Source organism: Methylococcales bacterium, from assembly GCA_030949405.1.
GTDB lineage: Bacteria > Pseudomonadota > Gammaproteobacteria > Methylococcales > Methylomonadaceae > WTBX01.
The window spans coordinates 1,939,434-1,959,074 of record JAUZSN010000002.1 but is presented as its reverse complement, the minus strand read 5'-3'; the positions used below and the strand labels follow the sequence as shown (position 1 = coordinate 1,959,074).

Here is a 19,641-nt window from a genome sequence, read left to right as displayed (position 1 = left end):
ACCTTTATAGGATATGTTTCAAGACGGGAAGCATCGCATCTACCTCATCTTGAATCAATAGCGGACTAAACGCGGTTTAAGGGTTATAAAACTCCCCATCTTTACGTAAATAAAACCACCAATTAATCATAATACAGGCAATATAAAACACTGCAAAACCAATTAAAGCGACTTCTGGTGTGGTCTCTTTAATTTGCTCACCCAAAACTTTAGGGATATAAAATGCGCCATACGCTGCAACCGCTGATGTCCAACCTAAGACAGGGCCAACTTGTTCTTTTGGAAACACCATTGCAATCGTTCTAAACGTTGATCCATTACCAATTCCTGTCGCTGCAAATAAAATTAAAAATAAAACAAAAAACTGAACAAAAAATTCTTCTGGCGTTGCCGAGTTATAAGCCGCTTTCATATAGTAAGCCACACCCCCTGCACTTAAGACCATAATACCTGCACAAATATGGGTGACCCACGCGCCCCCAAACTTATCAGCAATCATGCCGCCAACAGGACGAATCAATGCACCAATAAAAGGCCCCATCCACGCATACATTAACGCACTTGGACCATTGACATTGGCTGTATCATGATTCATCACGCCATCAACTATTAAATGCTGATAACCAAAAATAACTTTAATAGCTAAAGGGAAACAAGCCGCAAAACCAATAAAAGAACCGAAGGTCATGGTATAAATAATACTCATTACCCACGTATGTTTATTATCAAAAATTTGATATTGATGCTGTAAACTATCCCCAATTTGGCCAGGAATAATTTTAAGTAACGAAACCGTCAACATGATGACAATAAATAAAACAATCTCTTTAGGGACTTTAAAACCTGAACCATTAACGGATTCGGGTAACATTAACCATAAACCAAAAATAGAACTACCAAAAGCAATTAAAAACATGCCTGTAATCATCCCAAAACAAGTAACGGGACTGCGTACTGTGGGTGAAATATTTTCAGTCCGAATATTATTCATTCCAAACCAACCCAGAAAAGCCAATGGAATTAATAAGATTAACCAAATAAACCCTGCATTTTGAATATAGGTTTCCGTTCCTGCGGGTATTTTTCCAATCAATGTCCCCGACGTGGATTGCAACGTCATCGACTCGCCTCCCATTGAACCAAATAAGCCAAAGGTCATGGATAGCGGAATCAACATTTGCATGGTGGTAACCCCAAAGTTCCCCAACCCTGCATTAAGACCTAAAGCTAATCCTTGTACTTTCTTTGGGAAAAAGAAGCTAATATTTGACATGGATGAGGCAAAATTTCCACCACCAAAACCTGATAATAAGGCTAATATTTGAAATACCCAAAAAGGCGTATTTTTATCTTGTAACGCGATCCCTGCACCGAAGGCTGGAATCATTAATAGTGCGGTCGTAAAGAAAATCGTATTTCGTCCCCCACAAAGACGAATAAAAAAACTACTGGGTATTCTAAGCGTTGCTCCCGTTAATCCTGCAATGGCCATTAACGAAAATAATTGTGATTTTTCATAGGGAAAACCTAAATTCAACATTTGAACCGTAATAATTCCCCAATATAACCAAACTGCAAAACCGCTTAATAAACTCGGGATTGAAACCCACAAGTTACGATTTGCAATCTTTTTGCCTTTAGACTCCCAAAAATCAGAATCTTCAACATCCCACTTATCTATATCTGCCACTCTACTCTCCAATTAATTTAATTAATTCTACGCTTTAGCTCATCAAAAATCCCTTTGTTTTCGACTTTTATCATGAGTAAACACTTGAAAATACAAAGTAATTTAGTAGGGATTTACCCTTAACTTATTTAATTTGTTAGTCTTTATTAAATCAATGCACTCTTTAAATCAATAACAGCAATGCGATCTAAATAAAATAAACCGCAATAATAGAGGAAGACACTGCTCTAAAAATTATCTATAAAAATGAAACCAGATAGACTATTTGTCATTTGTAAAAAGAGTTACAATACTCAGTTACATAGAATCTATAAATTACACATTTAATCACATTTTTAAGGGGATACGCGTGAATGAAATAACGGAAGTACCCAGTCCTTTTTGCGGTATTGGAACCGATGATCTGACGATTCAGGTTGACGGCGAATCGCTTAAAGTCATCAAAAAGGGTTGTCGTATTAACACCCCTAATTTTGAACAAGCCATCACCGATAAAAGTCCTAGAATTAAGGGCAAAGAAGTCAGTTTAGAGCAAGCCGTCGCCAAAGCCGCTGACTTATTGAAGGAAACAAATCAATCGGTCATTGCGGGCTGTGCAACCGATGTGAATGGAATGCGGGCTTTAATGGCCTTAGCCGATAAAAATAACGCGGTGGTTGATAATATTAATTTTAAAGGCGCGAAAAATAATTTCCTCGCCCTTCAAGACAGTGGTTGGATGAATACCACCTTAGCGGAAGTTAAAAATCGCTGTGATTTATTCGTTATCATCGGGTGTGATCCTGAAGCCTTTGCTCCTCGATTCTTTGAGCGTTATTTATGGAATCAAGAATCCATGTTTTTAAACGATACCGCGCAACGTGAAATCGTTTATATCGGTCAACCGCCCAAAGGGAGTACATCAACCTCACCGAATGGAACCGCTGCACAAACGTTAGTCTGTGATGAGGCGGATTTACCCGACGTAACCGCCGTATTAAGAGCATTAATTAAAAATAAAATCGTTGCGGCTGACAACGTGGCGGGGATTAGCCTATCCGACTTAAAGGTATTGGCCGATAAATTAAAAAAGGCAACCTATAGCGTGGTAACGTGGGCTGCGGGGAGTTTAGACTTCTCACACGCTGAATTAACCGTTCAAATGATTTGTGAAATGGTCAAAGATGTCAATGCGTCAGGCACACGCTGTTCTGGATTACCGTTAGGGGGAAAAGAAGGCGACCAAACCGCTAATCAAGTCTGTGGTTGGCAAACAGGCTATCCCGCTAGAATGCACTTCTCACAAGGGTTTCCAGAATATGACCCCTATCTTTATGATAGCCAACGTTTATTAGATGACAATGAAGCGGACGCGCTGCTCTGGGTACATGCGTTTAATAGTCAAGCAACCCCGCCTAAAACCCATATTCCGACGATTGTCGTCGCTCGCTCAGGGATGGTATTTGAACACGAACCCGATGTTTTTATACCGATAGGCACACCAGGTATAGATCATGCGGGACATGCTTATCGCATGGATAATGTCGTGGTGATTCGTTTAAAAAAATTAAGAGACTCCCGTTTACCCAGTACCGCCGAGGTACTTAATGCCATTGAACAGGCTTTGTAGGATACAATTATGTTGACAAAATTAACAGGGGGACGCATTTATGATCCTGCAAATAAAATTGATGGCCAAATAGCCGATATTTATATTCAAGACGGGAAAATTATTACCCCCCCTCACGAGGCCAAAATAGATAAAGAATATGATCTTAAAGGCAAAGTGGTCATGGCTGGGGCGATTGATTTACATACCCACATTGGCGGCGGTAAAGGCAATATTGCACGGATGTTAATGCCTGAAAGCCATCGTCTTGATCCTGAACCGCATACCGCAATTAAACGAGCGGGAACGGGTCATCCAATGCCAAGTACCTTTACCACGGGGTATCGTTATGCAGAAATGGGCTATACCGCAGGCTTTGAACCCGCTGTATTACCGATTAATGCCCGCCAAGCCCACATGGAAATGGGTGATATTCCCATTTTAGATAAAGGCGGTTATGTGATGCTAGGGAGTGATGATTATTTACTCCGCATGATGACGGCAAAAAAAGATCAACAAGCGATTAATGATTATGTCGCATGGACCTTACACGCCGCAAAAGGGATTGGGATTAAAGTCGTCAATGCAGGCGGAATTAATGCCTTTAAATTTAATCAACGAAAATTAGATTTAGATGAGAATAATAGCCATTACAATGTCACCCCGCGTGAAATATTAAAATCTCTAGCCACGGCGGTTAACGAACTCGGCGTTAAGCATCCCTTGCATGTTCACGGGAGTAACTTAGGCGTTCCAGGAAATATCGAAACCACCTTAAATTCCATTGCAGGCGTTGAAGGCTTGCCGATGCACTTAACTCACGTGCAATTCCATAGTTATGGCACAGAAGGGGATTTTAAATTTTCATCAGGCGCGGCACAAATTGCAGAAGCGACCAATAAAAATAAAAACATTTCGCTTGATGTCGGACAAATTATGTTTGGGCAAACTATCACAGCCTCTGGCGATGCCCAACGTCAATATGCCAATCATAAAATTGCCAGTCCCAATAAATGGGTCTCTATGGATATTGAATGCGATGCAGGCTGCGGTCTTGTTCCCTTTAAATACAGAGATAAAAACTTTGTTAATGCCTTGCAATGGGCGATTGGCTTAGAAATCTTTTTATTAGTTGATGACCCTTGGCGTATCTTTTTAACGACAGATCATCCTAATGGCGCTCCGTTTACCTCTTATCCACATTTAATTCGTCTCTTAATGGATAAAAGCTTTCGTAACGATAGGTTATCAACCATTCACCCTGAAGCCCAAAAAATGACGACATTAGCCTCCATTGATCGTGAATATACGATGTCAGAAATTGCGATATTAACCCGTGCAGGAGCGGCAAAAATTACGGGATTAGTCGGGCGTGGCGCGTTAGGAATTGATGATTTTGCAGATATTACGGTTTATACCGAAAATGCCGATCGTGAAAAAATGTTCAGTAAACCCGATTATGTATTTAAAGACGGTGAATGTGTGGTTAAGGATGGTGAGGTTGTTAAAGTTACTTGGGGAACGACTCATCTTGTCAAACCTGATTATGACAAATCGGTAGAAAAAGATTTAGAAAAATACTTTAGTCGTTTTATGACCATGAAGTTAGGCAACTTTAAAATCAGTGATGATGAAATTACCGAAGATGGACGCGGGAGTATTACAGTGCATCCCACGGTAAGAAATTAAGCGTTGAAAAAAGGGGTGGAAATGTATTTTTCACCCTTTTTAATAAATCACCAATTTCGGTGTGAAAAAACTTGTGTTTTCACTCTATAATGCCCCGATTTATAGGAAGTGCCTAGGCTGTTGAAATAAAATTTTAACCTTTATAATTCAAATATTTATAAATTTTAAGGGGTAAAAAACCAACCCCTAAACCTGCTTTTATTTTTCTGACCAACCAATAATCAATAACTTAGGTAAAAATAGCAAAATTGAACGCGTTATAACTCTCCATCTTATCGTAATTTTATTTTCTCAGCTTATAGATTTAAAGTAATCGAAAAAATTGTTATAAATATTCTTTTTAACCAATATTCTTAAATACTATGCTTCAAATGTCAAAAATATTAAACGGCCGAGATGAATGGAAAAATAAAGCCACTGAGCGTGCCGCTAAAATTCGAGAATTTAGAAAAACTTAAAAGCGTCACCTAGAAAAAATAGCTGAACTTAAACGGCATAACTGTCAATTAGAGATACTTGTTGAAAAAAAAATTTGTTGCCGCTAATAAGCGAGTCTTAGAAAATCAACAAATTGTTACAGCAGAAAAACTTTCAAATGTAACAGATATTAATCAAGCCCAGAAAATACGCACCTTATGTGTCTTGTTGGTTCTTGAAGCAGTGGTTTCTTTTCGTAGCGCTCCTCGTATTCTTGCGTTATTTAATTTAAAAACCCCACTCGAATTAGCTTGGATCCCTCATTTCACTTCAGTTATTAACTGGAATCTACGTGTTGGTGGCTACCAATTTAAGACGGGACATCCAGCAATTTCAAAGGGTTAGAAAACACACGCTTTCGACTATTTCTAGGAAGCGGTAACTCGCCCATTTCATTCAGTAGCCATGAAAACAAGTCTGGAAACTCGGTATCAAATAAACGCATGGCGGCGGTTGTGCCATCCTCACGTTTGATTCCGTAGTTATGAATGACCGTCAACGCGTTTAATCGCTTTTTATTCAAACCTCGCCCATTGCGATACATTTGCGATAAACAGCCATTTCGCCCTTCCACCGCAGATGAACTGCGTTGAAACTGCCTTGCCATATGCTCCGCCAATGTTAGCCATCGCTGCATTTCACTGATTGATAACTTTGCACTAAATGGGTCTGATTTGAGCTTATCAGACGCGGTTTCCCAAGCTTTTCGATAGTTTTCCTTTGACCTGCGGCTTTTAGTTTGTTCCATTTTCTGATGCCAATAAACAACGGGTAATAATGTTGTGGTCAACCAATATTCGGTATCCGCATCAAGCCCCAAATTTTGCAAGGTTTCGCGTACCCAAAGCCACCAAAAACTGATGGATACCGCTAACGGTTTTATTTGATTACGAAACTTTTTCATCACGCCTTTATGATCGTTAATCCCTTGTTTTTCCGCTATTTTTTCAAAGGCTCGCGCTCTTAACTCTAGCAACTTCTCAACCTGTTCCGCATCGTTTCTACGACTATCATTGAGTGAAAAAGGATGAACTTCATCCGCAATCCCTTGTAAGTTTTCGTGATAATCTGTTTGTATTTTTTTGGCTTCTTCAAGCTCTTTTTCAGCCGTTATCCGTGTTGTTTTAAGTCCAATAATTTTCTGCATCGTTGCCGTTTTAGAAACAGTAGACTCTGCGGTTTGCGCTGCTTGCCGCTGTTTTTCAGCCCTTGCTGCACGCCTGCCGATTTTCGCGCCTAACCAGCGACTCATATCTTGTTGAGCATGAAAAATATCTGCCCCCGATTCGCACTTAAACCCCGTCACTGCCATTTTTATCAACGCCTTAGCGCGATCACTAATCGCATGATTAACCTCAATGCCTAATGATTCTAATCGTGGCGAAACCTTTTTATACCAAGTATCGTAGCACCTATCATCGCTAATATCTTCCAACAAAAGATAGCCAGAACGTAAGTCCATTAAAACTAAAATCATAAAGTTGCCGAAAAAAGTCTCATCCAGCCCAGCAACAACTTTACGTGTTTGTTTTTTCACACTTTTTCGCATTCTTGCTGAAACTGCGGCAATAAGACTTCCATTTTATTGATTTGAGTCCGCAGTGCGTCGGGTGATACGCCCAACATGGGTGTCAATCCGTATCATTTTAAAAAACAGCGATAAAGTCTCTGCACCTACGCCTGCCTTTAATCCAAAGACATACAAGGCGGAAAACACCATTAATCTTTGCCAAGAACTACCTGCCTCGGTTTCCCATAATGATGATTCAGGATGTCGATTTCGCTTTGTTTGCGCTTGACGATGACGATGCACACTGCTTTTTGAGCGACCAACAATTGAAGCTAAGTTACGAACAGTTTGCTTGCCTGTTGTTGTAATTTCAGCGATAATTGCGTGACTAGCTGCGCGTATTTTCTGTGTTGTTCTGTTTTTTTAGTCATTAACCTATGATACAAGAATATCGCAGTTAGTTCTTTATTTTGTCCCGTCTTAAGTTGGTAGCCGTGTTGGTTTGGGATTGATTTTTCAAGTTTGTCCAATTTGTGAGCCTTGGGTTGCCTTTATCGAATCATTGTTTGGTAATTATAAACATATAATGGGAGAAAGAAAATATCCCTTATACTATACGAAAAAAACGCCAATAATTCCTTGTTAATTTAAGCCAAAAATCGGAAAAATAATTAGTTTTTATTATCAGTTTTTCGGCAGTCTAGGAAGTGCCTATTTTAATTTTGAACGAACTCTGTATTATTTTAGTTATTCTTCAGATTCTTTTGCTGACTTAAGTAAATAGTGATTATCTTTTTCGTAATTTAAAAAATATTTACGATTTTTCACCCAAATTAACACGAATGCGGTAAACATTAAGCCACATGAACCTAAGGTTAAATAAATTAAACCTCTAAGATGAGAAACTTCTTCAATTAAAACCAGATTCGCCTGTGCAATTTGTTGTTGTTTTTGTTTTAACGGCTCAGAATAGCCATGCAGCACTTTAATATCATGACGAATAGTCGTTAAGGTTTGCAACGAACCTAAAACACTCCCTAATTTAATGCCTTCTTCAAGCGAGTTAAGTCGCCTTTCAATGGAACCACTAACGACACCGACAAGTTCCCTTTTTAAGCTATCAATTTCAGCATTCATTTCTAAAGGCGTTTTTGTTGTAATAATAGACTGCTGTTTATTTTTTAAAGCCTCTACAATGTCATTACCGTTAGGAAATATAAAAAGACCTAACATAAAAACGGCGGTCATTAATATAAAAACAGCGGCGATTAAATAGCGATTAATCGTAATTAATCGACGTTGTTGAGGTTGATGATGAACAATGACCCTATTATTCTGCATTTTGCCAGATGTTGGAGTGATTTTACGAGTCTTAGCCATAATTATATCCTATGCTGGATCAAACGCCGTAATTAAAGCGTTTGGTTGTTATTATTATAAACTCACAGTAGAGTGAGCAATGGCTCACCCTACTTGCCCACTATTTATTTATTTTTTGCAGCAATACGCATTCTTAACGCATTTAATTTAATAAACCCTTCGGCATCTTGTTGATTATAAGCCCCTTCATCATCTTCAAAGGTCGCAATCGCTTCATCAAATAAACTATTGGTTTCTGATTGACGACCGACCACACTGACGCTGCCTTTATACAATTTAATTCTGACTTGACCATTCACATTAATTTGCGAGGCATTAATCATCGTTTGTAACATTTCACGTTCAGGTGACCACCAATAGCCGTTATAAATAAGTGAGGCATAACGCGGCATTAATTCATCTTTCAAATGCGCGACTTCACGATCTAAGGTTAATGATTCAATCGCACGATGTCCTTTTAGCATCACGGTTCCTGCGGGTGTTTCATAACATCCACGCGATTTCATACCCACATAACGGTTTTCAACAATATCTAAACGACCCACCCCATGAGCCCCTGCCACGGTATTAAGCTTTTCCATCACTTGGTGAGGACTATGAGCTTCGCCATCAATGGCAATAATATCACCTTGACGATACGTTAATTCGATATAAGTTGCTTTATCAGGTGCATTCTCAGGTGAAACAGACCAACGCCACATATCATCTTCCGCCTCAGTCCACGGATCTTCTAAAACCCCGCCTTCATAGGAAATATGCAAGGAATTCGCATCCATTGAGTAAGGCGATGCTTTGCCTTTTTTCATATCGACGGCAATACCATGCTGTTCCGCATAGACTAGTAAGGCTTGACGCGAGTTTAAATCCCATTCACGCCACGGTGCAATGATTTTAATCTCAGGACGTAACGCATAGGCTCCTAATTCAAAGCGAACTTGATCGTTCCCTTTTCCTGTTGCGCCATGAGAGATCGCTTCAGCCCCTGTTTCATTGGCAATATCAATTAATCGTTTGGCAATTAACGGGCGTGCAATTGAGGTGCCTAGTAAATACTCCCCCTCATAGATCGTATTGGCTCGGAACATAGGGAAAACATAATCACGCGCAAATTCCTCACGTAAATCTTCAACATAAATATCTTTAATGCCTAATGCTTGCGCTTTTAAACGAGCGGGTTCAACTTCCTCACCCTGACCAATATCAGCGGTAAAAGTAACCACTTCAGCAGAATATTCATCTTGTAACCATTTCAAGATAACAGAGGTATCTAGCCCGCCTGAGTAAGCTAAGACCACTTTCTTAATATCTGACATAATCCTTAATACCTTTAGACTTAAAATTTTTTGATTATACCTGAAAATAAGCCAACTATGAATGAAACTTTAGGGTTTCAAATCAAAACAAAAAGAAAGCATTGCTTTTTAAAAAAATGGGTCATATTATTTATCCATGAATGAATCAATCTCGAAACAAATTAAACGCGAAAAATTACTTGAACAAGGTGTCAATTTAATCATGACACAGGGGTATCATGGCACAGGATTAAAAGAAATTTTAGACAACGTTAATATACCCAAAGGTTCTTTTTATCACTATTTTGAAAATAAAGAAGTGTTCGGCTCTGAAGTTATAAAATATTATATCGCGCCCTTTATAACGCAACTTCAAGCGCATATCGATGATGATCGCTATGATACCCTTTCTGCCTTAACTTTTTATTTTGATGAATTAATCCGTCTTTCTCGACAAGAAAATTTTAAAGGCGGCTGTTTATTAGGTAATTTAATGGGTGAAATAGGCGATAGCAGTGAAATTTGTCGATTAGCCCTAAAATCAGCCGTTGAAGATTATCGTGATTTATTAGAATACGGGCTTAATAAGGCACAAAAACAAGGCACCATACGCCCTGACAAAACAGCAAAAAGAATGGCTGATTTATTGGTCGATAGCTGGCAAGGGGCTTTACTAAGAATGAAAATAGAGCAATCAACCACCCCCTTAGCGCGTTGCTGTGATGATTTATTACATGATTATTTTAAAGTTAATCCTCGTCAATAAAGAGGTATATTGTTTTTGTCATTCACGCAATAATGTTAAAATTACAGGGGTCAATGATATGAATAACTTGACAACTTACAATAATTTTTAGGAGAAAATAGATGAAATTCAAACTATTAATTTTATCAGCTGCTTTGTCTTTTTTTACAGCAAATAGCTTTGCAGCAAATACGGATGATTGGGTTTATAAAGAAACATCAGGCCATTTAAAATCAAACCCAGGCTGTTTGACCAAAGAAAAAGCCTCAAAAAAAGCCTCAAAACCGTATCGTTTTAAAAAATACAGCACACTTTTATGTAATGATCTGGGCTATGGCTGGAGTCTTTCTGAAGTTTTAGAGCAAGGAAGCCTTGTCTGTGATGAGTGTGGAGGCGAATATGAAGGATTTTATCGCTGCCAAGTTGAAAATGTAAAAGTAAAATGTAAACAAGTTAAACGAAGCTGGTAATTAACGAAAAAATAACGCATAAAACCGTATAAAAAACCTTACTTTGGTGATCCTATTTTCATCAAGGTAGGGTTCATGCGCCAGCAAAAATATAAAATTCATACCGAGAAAAAGGAGTTGCTATGTTAGCAAAAATAACCATTGCCGATTATATGGCAAAACATATTGTTACGTTAAAAAAAGAAACGGATGTCTTAACGGCCATTAAACAATTATTGTCACATAAAATTACCAGTGCGCCTGTATTGGATGAAAATGGTCATTTATTAGGTATTTTTTCTGAAAAAGATTGCATGAAAGTTGCATTAGAAACGGTTTATAACGAAGGGCCTATTGCCAATGTTGCCGAATATATGGCGACGGATACGGTAACCGTCAATGCCGATGCCAGTGTTATTGATCTGGCTGAAAAATTTAAAAATAGTTCCACCCGTAGCTATCCCGTTTATGATGATAGAGAACTCGTTGGAATGATTAGTCGAGCCGATGTTTTAAGAGCCTTAGTGACAATTTTGTAAAGGAATAGTGATGGAAAACACCCGCTTTTATTGGCATGATTATGAGACTTTTGGCACCGACCCGCGTCGTGATTGGCCAATGCAGTTTGCAGGGGTTTGTACCGATGCTAACTTTAATCCCATCAGTGAACCACTAACGCTTTATTGTCAACCGCCGAGTGATTGTTTACCCCAACCCGATGCCTGTGTCATTACAGGCATTACGCCTCAACTAGCCGCAGAAAAAGGGGTGTGTGAAGCTGAATTTATTAAAACCATTCATCAGCAATTTATACAGCCCAATACCTGTGTCTTAGGCTATAACAGTTTACGTTTTGATGATGAAGTCACTCGTAATAGTCTTTACCGTAATTTTTATGATCCTTATGAACGGGAATGGAAAAATAATAATTCACGTTGGGATTTAATTGATGTTGTAAGAGCGGCAAGAGCGTTACGTCCTGAAGGCGTTAATTGGGTGGATGATGAAAATGGAAAGCCGAGTTTTAAACTTGAACGTTTAACGAAAGCCAATGGTATTGCGCACGAATCGGCACATGATGCGTTATCCGATGTTTATGCAACGATTGCCATCGCAAAATTAATCAAACAAGCGCAGCCCAAATTGTATGATTTTTTATTTTTGCATCGTGGAAAGCAGGCGGTTAATAGTTTATTACAATTAGGAACATTTGAACCGCTGGTACACATTTCAGGAATGTACCCTGCCACTAAAGGCTGTTTAACGATTGTTTTACCGCTTTGTCCACACCCTACGAATACCAATGGGGTTATTGTTTATGATTTATCCTCTGATCCTGCACCGCTTTTAGAGTTAACGGCGAAAGAGATTAGTCAGCGTCTTTTTACCGCAACGGCTGATTTACCTGAAGGCATTGAGCGGATTCCCTTAAAAACCGTCCATATCAACAAATGTCCTGTCTTAGCGCCACTTAAGGTCTTAGGAGAAAACGATCAACTACGTTTAAACATAGATTTGGAAGGTTGTTTGGAAAATGCCAAAAGAATAAAAAATGCGCCTTCGATTACGCATAAATTAATTGACGTTTTTACACGAATATATGAACCTGAAACGAACCCTGATTTAATGATCTACAGTGGTGGTTTTTTTAGTGGTACTGATAAAGCGGCAATGACTAAAATTAGAAATAGCTCTATTGATAAACTCGCTGCATTAAAACCTCAGTTTCAAGATAAGCGTTTAGCCGAAATGTTTTTTCGTTACAAAGCCCGTAATTATCCTCAAACGTTATCAGAGGAAGAAAAACAACGCTGGCATATTTTTTGTCAGCATAAATTAACCGACAATGAAGCAGGGGCCAGTTTAACGGTCACTGAGTATCGTCAACGTTTGACTGAATTAAAAACCGAAGGAACAGCCGATAAAAAGTGTTTAGAGGCATTGGAGGCTTACTTAGACAGGAGGCTCGCGCTATGACACTAACGCCCGAAATATTACCTGCGTTAATCCGTGCCATCGTGACGGTGATTGAAACCCATAAAGACGAAGTAACTGCCCTAGATCAAGCAATAGGGGATGGCGATCATGTCATCAATTTACAACGAGGGCTTAATGCGTTAACAAAACAACACGCCGAATTAGCGAATTTATCGTGGGAAGTGGCTTTTCAAACCATCGGCATGACCTTGTTAAGTACGATGGGTGGGGCATCAGGGTCTTTATTCGGTACTTTATTTTTAACCATGAATAAAGCGTCTAAAGGCAAAGATCTTGATTTAAAAACCTTTGCTGTGGTTTTTACAACCGCCGTTGACGCCGTTAAAAAACGAGGGAAAGCCGAGGCAGCTGAAAAAACTATGTTGGATGTTTTAATTCCTGTTGAGCAAAGACTCCACCAAGAACTTACCGATAACGCTTCTCTTGAAAAAATGCTCAATACACTGTCTGAAACCGCCATAACAGGAATGGAAGCAACGCGTGATATGATTGCAACCAAAGGACGGGCTTCTTTTATGGCAGAACGTTCACAAGGCCATATTGATGCGGGGGCAAGAACGAGTCAATTAATGATTTGTGCCATTATCGACACGCTCAAACCGATGCAAATATCATAAATGTTGGTTTAAAAACACAGGAATCCGTTGCTCCAACCAATAACAGGGTTTTAAAGGATTATCACCCGTGATAAACCCAACATGACCGCCGCCTGTAGTTACTTCTAAACAAACACTTTCCGATAATTCATCCGCAGAAGGAATTACGGATGGATTCATAAAAGGGTCGTCTAAAGCTTGAATAATCAGAGTCGGGTGTTTAATCTGTTTAATAAATTGTCGAGAACTGGACGACTCATAATAATGATGAGCATCTTTAAAACCATGTAAGCTCGCCACCACTTGATTATCATAGTGCCAAAAAGAATGGATAGGCGATAAATCGCCTAATTGCTTCAATTTTTCAGCTTCTTGATAACACCCTTGTTTTTCTAAAGCCGACCGTTTATTTCCAATATAATCTTTTAATTCACGTAATAAATACTCGCGATAAATTTTAGAAAACCCTTGATCCATTTGAGTGGCACAGGTACTTAATACCAAGGGAACCGAAACCGCGACCGCTGCAAATAATTGAAGCGTCGTTTGCTGCTCACCTAACCATTTCAATAAGACATTCCCCCCAATTGAAAAGCCAATAACCGCTAAAGGGGTTTTGGGGTAACGTTGACGTAAGGTTTGATAAACAAAATGAATATCCTCGGTTTCACCTGAATGATAACAACGCGCTAAACGATTGGACTCCCCACTGCAGCCTCGAAAATTTAAAGTGACACTGTTAAATCCTTCGTCCAAAAGTGCATGTTGCAACCCGCTGATATACCCTGATTTTGAACTGCCTGAAAGTCCATGTAATAAAATAACCAGCGGCTGCTGTCCTTGAACACACCAATCAAGATCTAAAAAATCATTATCAGGGGTTATTAACCGCTCTCGCCTGACTAAAGGATGCGTTCGTATTTGGCGAAATAACGTGGGATACAGTGTTTGTAAGTGAGGGTTATTAAGCCACCATGCGGGCTTAAATGCAGCAGTAATCATCAGTGATTGCCTTAAAAAATACGATTAAAAAACCCAGTATGAATTTTACTGGGTTTCAAGCTCATAACAACAGGTTAAAAACAAGCCTTCATCGCTTCACCCATTTGTGTCGGTGACTGAACCACATTAATATTGGCCGCTTTTAACGCTGCAATTTTCCCCTCTGCAGTTCCTTGTCCCCCCGTTACAATCGCCCCCGCATGTCCCATTCGTTTCCCAGCAGGCGCGGTTTGTCCTGCAATATAGGCGACAACGGGTTTATCGACATACGATTTAATATACTCTGCGGTCTCCTCTTCTTCAGACCCCCCAATTTCACCGACCATGACAATGCCTTTCGTTTGTTCATCGTCCTGAAAACGACGAATAACATCAATGAAATTCATACCATGTATAGGATCGCCACCAATGCCCACGCAGGTACTTTGTCCTAAGCCTTGGGCGGTTGTTTGAGCAACGGCTTCATAGGTTAATGTCCCCGAACGTGAAACAATACCAATCGACCCCTGCAAATGAATGTGGGCAGGCATAATGCCAATTTTACATTCACCCGGTGTAATCACCCCTGGGCAGTTAGGGCCGACGAGTAAAACATCCGTGCCTTGCATCGCCGCTTTCACCTTAAGCATTTGCAACACGGGAATACCTTCGGTAATACAAATAATCAGGCCAATCCCCGCATCAATCGCTTCTAAAATTGCATCAGCGGCAAAAAAAGGAGGAACATAAATCATACTTACCGTCGCCTGCGTCACCGTAACGGCCTCGGAAACGGTATTAAAAACAGGAAGCCCTAAATGTATTTGTCCACCCCGATTAGGGGTTACGCCCCCGACTAATTGCGTACCATAAGCCAACGCTTGTTCCGAATGAAAAGTACCTTGTTTTCCCGTAAAGCCCTGACAAATGACTTTTGTTTGCTTATTAATTAAAATACTCATGCGATTTCCTCAGCTAAACTAACCACTTTTTCAGCCGCCGTGGCTAAATCATCCGCCGCCACAATCGCCATTTTTGACTGACTTAAAAGTAAACGACCCTCAGGCGCATTCGTACCTTCTAAACGTACAACAATAGGAATTTCAACATTAACTTGCTCAACCGCCGCCAAAATACCTTCCGCAATTACATCACATTTAACAATTCCCCCAAAAATATTAACAAGCATCGCTTTAACATTTTTATCGGATAAAATAAGCTTAAACGCTTCCGCTACTTTTTCTGGTGTCGTACCACCACCCACGTCTAAAAAGTTAGCGGGTCTTCCGCCTTTTAATTTCACTAAATCCATCGTGGCCATCGCTAACCCCGCCCCATTCACCATACAACCAATATTACCCTCTAACGAAATATAATTTAAATCAAACCGAGCGGCTTCATTTTCTTTTTCATCTTCTTGAGACGGGTCTTTAAATGCTAAAATATCAGGGTGAAGCGCGACTGCATTATCATCAAAATTGATTTTGGCATCAATCGCTAACAAATCCCCTGTCTCCGTTTCAATCAACGGATTAATTTCAATTTGGCTGGCATCTTTAGCCCGCATTAAGTCATACATCCCTGACATAACGGTCTCTAACGCTTTAAATTGTGTTTTTTCTAACCCTAATGTAAAGGCCACTTGCCGACATTGATAACCTTGCAACCCTGCCGCTGGATGAACCACGACTGTAATAATTTTTTCAGGGGAGGTTTCCGCAACGGCTTCTATATCCATACCCCCTTCACTTGACGCTATAAAAATAATCCGTTCGCTTTTTCGATCAACCAGTAAGCTCAAATAAAACTCACGCTTAATAACCGACGTTTGTTCAATTAAAACCGACTCAATCGGTAAGCCTTCGCTGCCTGTTTGTTGAGTAACTAAACGCTGACCTAACATTTGTCGACTAATTTCTTCAACCTCCGCCACTGTTTTCGCTAATTTAACGCCTCCCACTTTACCGCGCCCTCCTGCATGAACTTGAGCTTTAACAATCCAAGGCGATTCATTTAAATAATGAGCCGCATCAATCGCTTCTTGGGGAGAGGTTGCCAATTTATTTTTAGGCGTTGCAATACCAAATACGTTAAACAATTGTTTAGCTTGATATTCATGAATATTCATTTGTATTTATTTCCTCTTAAAAATGAAAAATTAAAAGACTGCTTTTTTATTTTCTTATCAATGCTATGATAAAATCCTATTTTATATCAGGGTTTTATCCAAATTATATGGCAGAACTTCAGCAAACTGAAACTATCTACCCCTGCCCTTTTTCCAAAGGTTACGGGATACCCAATCAGCAAGCATGGCTATTATTAAAAGTATTTTTGTTATATCGGGTTGTGCTTTCGAGTTTACTCGTGATTTTGTTTTATAGTCATTTTTCACACACACTCATCGTCACTAAATATTCAACATTATATAACTACAGTAGTAAACTCTATTTGTTTTTATCGGTTATTTCTATTTTCTTTGCCTTTTGGCGAATTATAACCTACAGCATTCAAACACAAATCATTATTTTTGTAGATATTATCGCAATTACCTTAGTGATGCACAGTTGCGGCGGCATTAGCAGTGGTTTTGGAATTTTACTCGCGGGCTCACTTGCCGCCTCGGGTTTATTGATTGGAGGCCGATGCTCCATGGTATTTTCAGCCATCGCAACTGTCTCAATATTTACTGAACAAGCGTATGCCATTCGTTTAAATGAAGTGCCTAACAGCACTTACCCGACAGTAGGTATGTTAGGGGCCACTTTTTTTATTACCGCGTTTTTAGCGTATATATTAGCCAAACGTTCAGAACAATCGGAGTTATTAGCCAATAAACAACAACAAACCATTGTCTCTTTAGAAGCCTTAAATCAATATATTATCCAACACTTACAATCTGGAGTTATTATTGTTAATAAGCATCAACAAGTTATAACGATTAATGAAGCGGCTTCAAGCTTGCTCTTTCAATGCCAAACGCCCTTAAAACTAGACGATATATCAACCCCTCTTTCCTTATTATTTAAAAACTGGATTGAAACTAAAAACCAAGATTTTTTTACACTACAACGTTCAAAACAAGCCAGTTTACATCTACGTTTTGACGCGCTTAAAACGGGTGAAAAAAACTTTTATATGATTATGCTTGAAGATATTAGCTTACATAATCAACGACTACAACAAGGCGTTTTAGCCTCTTTAGGGCAATTAACCGCTAATATTGCCCATGAAATTAGAAATCCGTTAAGTGCGATTACTCATGCGACACAATTATTATCTGAAAATACCGAACTTAACCCACAAGACATTCGACTAACCGAAATTATTTTAAATCACAGTGGCCGTGTTAATAAAATTATCAACGATATATTGCAATCCTCTAAAAGAACGCCCCGCAATAGAAAAAATATTGAACTCAATGAATACCTCAAAAAATATTTAGATGATTTTATATTAGAACAAAATATTAATACCGATTTTTTGCAACTGAGTTTGTATGATCGTCAATTATCGGCCCGAATAGACAGCGAGCATCTTAAACAAATTATGGATAATTTATGTCAAAATGCTTTAAAGTACGGTCACCCTGAAAAAGGGACTATTATAATAAAATTAAGTGAATTAACAGGAAGTCCCTGTATTGATATTATTGATAATGGAACTTTATTTAACTCAGAAGTGATTAGCCATCTATTTAAGCCTTTTTTTACAACGTCTAAGTCGGGAACAGGTTTAGGGCTTTATATTTCACGTGAATTAGCTGAATTAAATCAAGCATCATTAGATTATCGAATAAATTCAAAGAAAAAAAATAGTTTTAGATTACAATTATCAAATTCTGACAACATAAAAATAGAATTATGAAAAAAAATAAAGCCTTAATTATTGATGATGAACCTGATATCTGTGAGTTATTAGAAATCACTTTAAATCGCATGGGCATAGAAACCGAAAGTGCAGCTAATGTAGCCAACGCTAAGAAATTACTGAAAGAATCCCATTTTAACTTATGTTTAACTGATTTACGTCTACCTGATGGTAATGGCTTAGAAATATTAGATTATATACAACAGCATTACCCTCAACTCCCTGTTGCGATGATTTCTGCTCATGGAAGCATGGATACCGCCATTATTGCAATGAAAAAAGGTGCCTTTGACTTTATTTCTAAGCCGATTAATTTAGAGGGTTTACGACAACTTATCACCAATGCCCTTAAATTATCATCGGAAAATAGCCCGCCGAAAAAAACGGAAAATGAACAATCCCTCTTAGGGCAATCAGAACTCATCGTTAATTTACGTAAAAAAATAACTAAATTGGCACGCAGTCAGGCTCCTGTCTACATTACAGGCGAATCAGGATCGGGAAAGGAATTAGTGGCTAAACTAATCCATCAACAAGGAGGACGTGCAAACAACGCCTTTATTGCCATAAATTGTGGAGCCATTCCTCACGAACTCATGGAAAGTGAATTTTTTGGTCATAAAAAAGGCAGTTTTACGGGGGCTATTACCGATAAAAAAGGATTATTTCAAGCCGCTAATGGGGGAACCTTGTTTTTAGATGAAATTGCTGATTTATCACTTTCATTACAAGTTAAATTATTACGTGCGATCCAAGAAAAAAAAATTCGCCCTGTCGGCGGACAACAAGAAATCCTTGTTGATGTCCGTTTACTCAGTGCTACTCACAAAGATTTAGCGGCCATGATTAAAACAGGGGATTTTCGTCAAGACCTTTATTATCGTATTAATGTTATTGAACTTAATGTTCCTCCCTTACGCAAACGAATGGATGATCTTCCTGAATTGGCTGACTATTTATTAACTATTTTGGCAAAAAACAATGGCATTAAAAAACCAAATATATCCGTTAGTGCCTTAAAATCCTTAAAAAATTATAGTTTTCCAGGTAATGTTCGCGAATTAGGTAATATTTTAGAATGTGCCTTAGCTTTATATGAAGGCTCCGCTATTAATAGTGAGGATTTAAATTTACCGCTAAATGAGGATACTCTCAGTTTAGTCGAAAATTTTGATCCTAATAAAAATTCATTAGAGGATTATTTAGAAGTCATGGAGAAACGATTAATTAGTGACGCGTTAATTGAAAACAAATGGAATAAAACCGCAACCGCTAAATATTTAGGGCTTTCTTTTCGATCATTACGTTATCGTTTAACCAAACTTGATTTAGAGTAATTCATCGTAATGCAAAATTTGGCTACCAACCTAAAACGG

Annotated in this window: 19 protein-coding genes; 10 read left to right on the top strand and 9 right to left on the bottom strand. The window is 38.8% G+C overall.

All coding sequences use genetic code 11. The features are described from left to right. Positions 1 to 76: 76 nt before the first annotated feature. Positions 77 to 1,690 (bottom strand): hypothetical protein, encoded by a 1,614-nt coding sequence (locus Q9M50_10150; protein MDQ7090988.1) that lies wholly within the window; start codon positions 1,688 to 1,690, stop codon positions 77 to 79. Between the two features lie 349 nt (positions 1,691 to 2,039). On the opposite strand from Q9M50_10150, the gene Q9M50_10145 reads away from it, so the two are divergent. The 3 genes from Q9M50_10145 to Q9M50_10135 all read left to right on the top strand — a co-directional run bounded on the left by Q9M50_10145 (position 2,040) and on the right by Q9M50_10135 (position 5,789). Beyond that, a complete protein-coding gene (locus tag Q9M50_10145) occupies positions 2,040 to 3,299 on the top strand; it encodes a formylmethanofuran dehydrogenase subunit B (GenBank protein ID MDQ7090987.1) in 1,260 nt (419 codons plus the stop codon). Between the two features lie 9 nt (positions 3,300 to 3,308). Then, positions 3,309 to 4,967 (top strand): formylmethanofuran dehydrogenase subunit A, encoded by a 1,659-nt coding sequence (locus tag Q9M50_10140; GenBank protein MDQ7090986.1) that lies wholly within the window; start codon positions 3,309 to 3,311, stop codon positions 4,965 to 4,967. Positions 4,968 to 5,486: 519 nt separating this feature from the next. Then, positions 5,487 to 5,789 carry a hypothetical protein gene (locus tag Q9M50_10135; protein ID MDQ7090985.1) on the top strand — a complete coding sequence of 101 codons (303 nt, stop codon included), beginning with the start codon at positions 5,487 to 5,489 and terminating at the stop codon, positions 5,787 to 5,789. On the opposite strand, the gene Q9M50_10130 is transcribed toward Q9M50_10135, so the two are convergent. From Q9M50_10130 to Q9M50_10110, 5 genes are all read right to left on the bottom strand, one after another. Then, entirely contained in the window at positions 5,755 to 6,981 is a 1,227-nt protein-coding gene (locus tag Q9M50_10130) for a DUF6399 domain-containing protein (GenBank protein MDQ7090984.1), read from the bottom strand. The genes Q9M50_10135 and Q9M50_10130 overlap by 35 nt on opposite strands. 45 nt (positions 6,982 to 7,026) lie before the next feature. After that, entirely contained in the window at positions 7,027 to 7,257 is a 231-nt protein-coding gene (locus tag Q9M50_10125; GenBank protein MDQ7090983.1) for a hypothetical protein, read from the bottom strand. Between the two features lie 29 nt (positions 7,258 to 7,286). Further along, positions 7,287 to 7,484, bottom strand: a complete 198-nt coding sequence (locus Q9M50_10120; protein ID MDQ7090982.1) for a hypothetical protein — start codon at positions 7,482 to 7,484, stop codon at positions 7,287 to 7,289. A 217-nt stretch (positions 7,485 to 7,701) separates the two neighbouring features. After that, a complete protein-coding gene (locus Q9M50_10115) occupies positions 7,702 to 8,334 on the bottom strand; it encodes a hypothetical protein (protein ID MDQ7090981.1) in 633 nt (210 codons plus the stop codon). A gap of 104 nt (positions 8,335 to 8,438) precedes the next feature. Then, on the bottom strand, positions 8,439 to 9,647 hold the full coding sequence (locus tag Q9M50_10110) for an argininosuccinate synthase (GenBank protein MDQ7090980.1): 1,209 nt from the start codon (positions 9,645 to 9,647) through the stop codon (positions 8,439 to 8,441). A 136-nt stretch (positions 9,648 to 9,783) separates the two neighbouring features. Here Q9M50_10110 and Q9M50_10105 point away from each other — a divergent pair, with 136 nt between their 5' ends. The 5 genes from Q9M50_10105 (at position 9,784) to dhaL (ending at position 13,435) form a co-directional block, all read left to right on the top strand. Further along, entirely contained in the window at positions 9,784 to 10,392 is a 609-nt protein-coding gene (locus Q9M50_10105; GenBank protein ID MDQ7090979.1) for a TetR family transcriptional regulator C-terminal domain-containing protein, read from the top strand. A 101-nt stretch (positions 10,393 to 10,493) separates the two neighbouring features. Next, positions 10,494 to 10,841: a hypothetical protein gene (locus tag Q9M50_10100; protein ID MDQ7090978.1), complete on the top strand. Its 348-nt coding sequence runs from the start codon at positions 10,494 to 10,496 to the stop codon at positions 10,839 to 10,841. A 122-nt stretch (positions 10,842 to 10,963) separates the two neighbouring features. Continuing rightward, positions 10,964 to 11,359, top strand: a complete 396-nt coding sequence (locus Q9M50_10095; protein ID MDQ7090977.1) for a CBS domain-containing protein — start codon at positions 10,964 to 10,966, stop codon at positions 11,357 to 11,359. Between the two features lie 10 nt (positions 11,360 to 11,369). Continuing rightward, positions 11,370 to 12,797, top strand: coding sequence for an exodeoxyribonuclease I (gene sbcB / locus Q9M50_10090; GenBank protein MDQ7090976.1), 1,428 nt, complete (start codon positions 11,370 to 11,372; stop codon positions 12,795 to 12,797). Next, positions 12,794 to 13,435, top strand: coding sequence for a dihydroxyacetone kinase subunit DhaL (dhaL, locus tag Q9M50_10085; protein MDQ7090975.1), 642 nt, complete (start codon positions 12,794 to 12,796; stop codon positions 13,433 to 13,435). The genes sbcB and dhaL overlap by 4 nt, the downstream gene beginning before the upstream one ends. Here the strand turns inward: dhaL and Q9M50_10080 are convergent. From Q9M50_10080 to sucC, 3 genes are all read right to left on the bottom strand, one after another. Then, on the bottom strand, positions 13,430 to 14,416 hold the full coding sequence (locus tag Q9M50_10080) for a hydrolase (protein ID MDQ7090974.1): 987 nt from the start codon (positions 14,414 to 14,416) through the stop codon (positions 13,430 to 13,432). The two genes, dhaL and Q9M50_10080, sit on opposite strands and share 6 nt — an antisense overlap. A 74-nt stretch (positions 14,417 to 14,490) precedes the next feature. After that, entirely contained in the window at positions 14,491 to 15,357 is an 867-nt protein-coding gene (sucD, locus tag Q9M50_10075; protein MDQ7090973.1) for a succinate--CoA ligase subunit alpha, read from the bottom strand. Further along, on the bottom strand, positions 15,354 to 16,523 hold the full coding sequence (gene sucC / locus Q9M50_10070) for an ADP-forming succinate--CoA ligase subunit beta (protein ID MDQ7090972.1): 1,170 nt from the start codon (positions 16,521 to 16,523) through the stop codon (positions 15,354 to 15,356). Before sucC ends, sucD begins: the two co-directional genes overlap by 4 nt. A 107-nt stretch (positions 16,524 to 16,630) precedes the next feature. On the opposite strand from sucC, the gene Q9M50_10065 reads away from it, so the two are divergent. Next, positions 16,631 to 18,262: a HAMP domain-containing sensor histidine kinase gene (locus Q9M50_10065; protein ID MDQ7090971.1), complete on the top strand. Its 1,632-nt coding sequence runs from the start codon at positions 16,631 to 16,633 to the stop codon at positions 18,260 to 18,262. Next, the gene (locus Q9M50_10060; GenBank protein ID MDQ7090970.1) at positions 18,259 to 19,602 is read left to right on the top strand and encodes a sigma-54 dependent transcriptional regulator; all 1,344 of its coding nucleotides are present in this window, start codon (positions 18,259 to 18,261) and stop codon (positions 19,600 to 19,602) included. The genes Q9M50_10065 and Q9M50_10060 overlap by 4 nt, the downstream gene beginning before the upstream one ends. Positions 19,603 to 19,641: the final 39 nt, after the last annotated feature.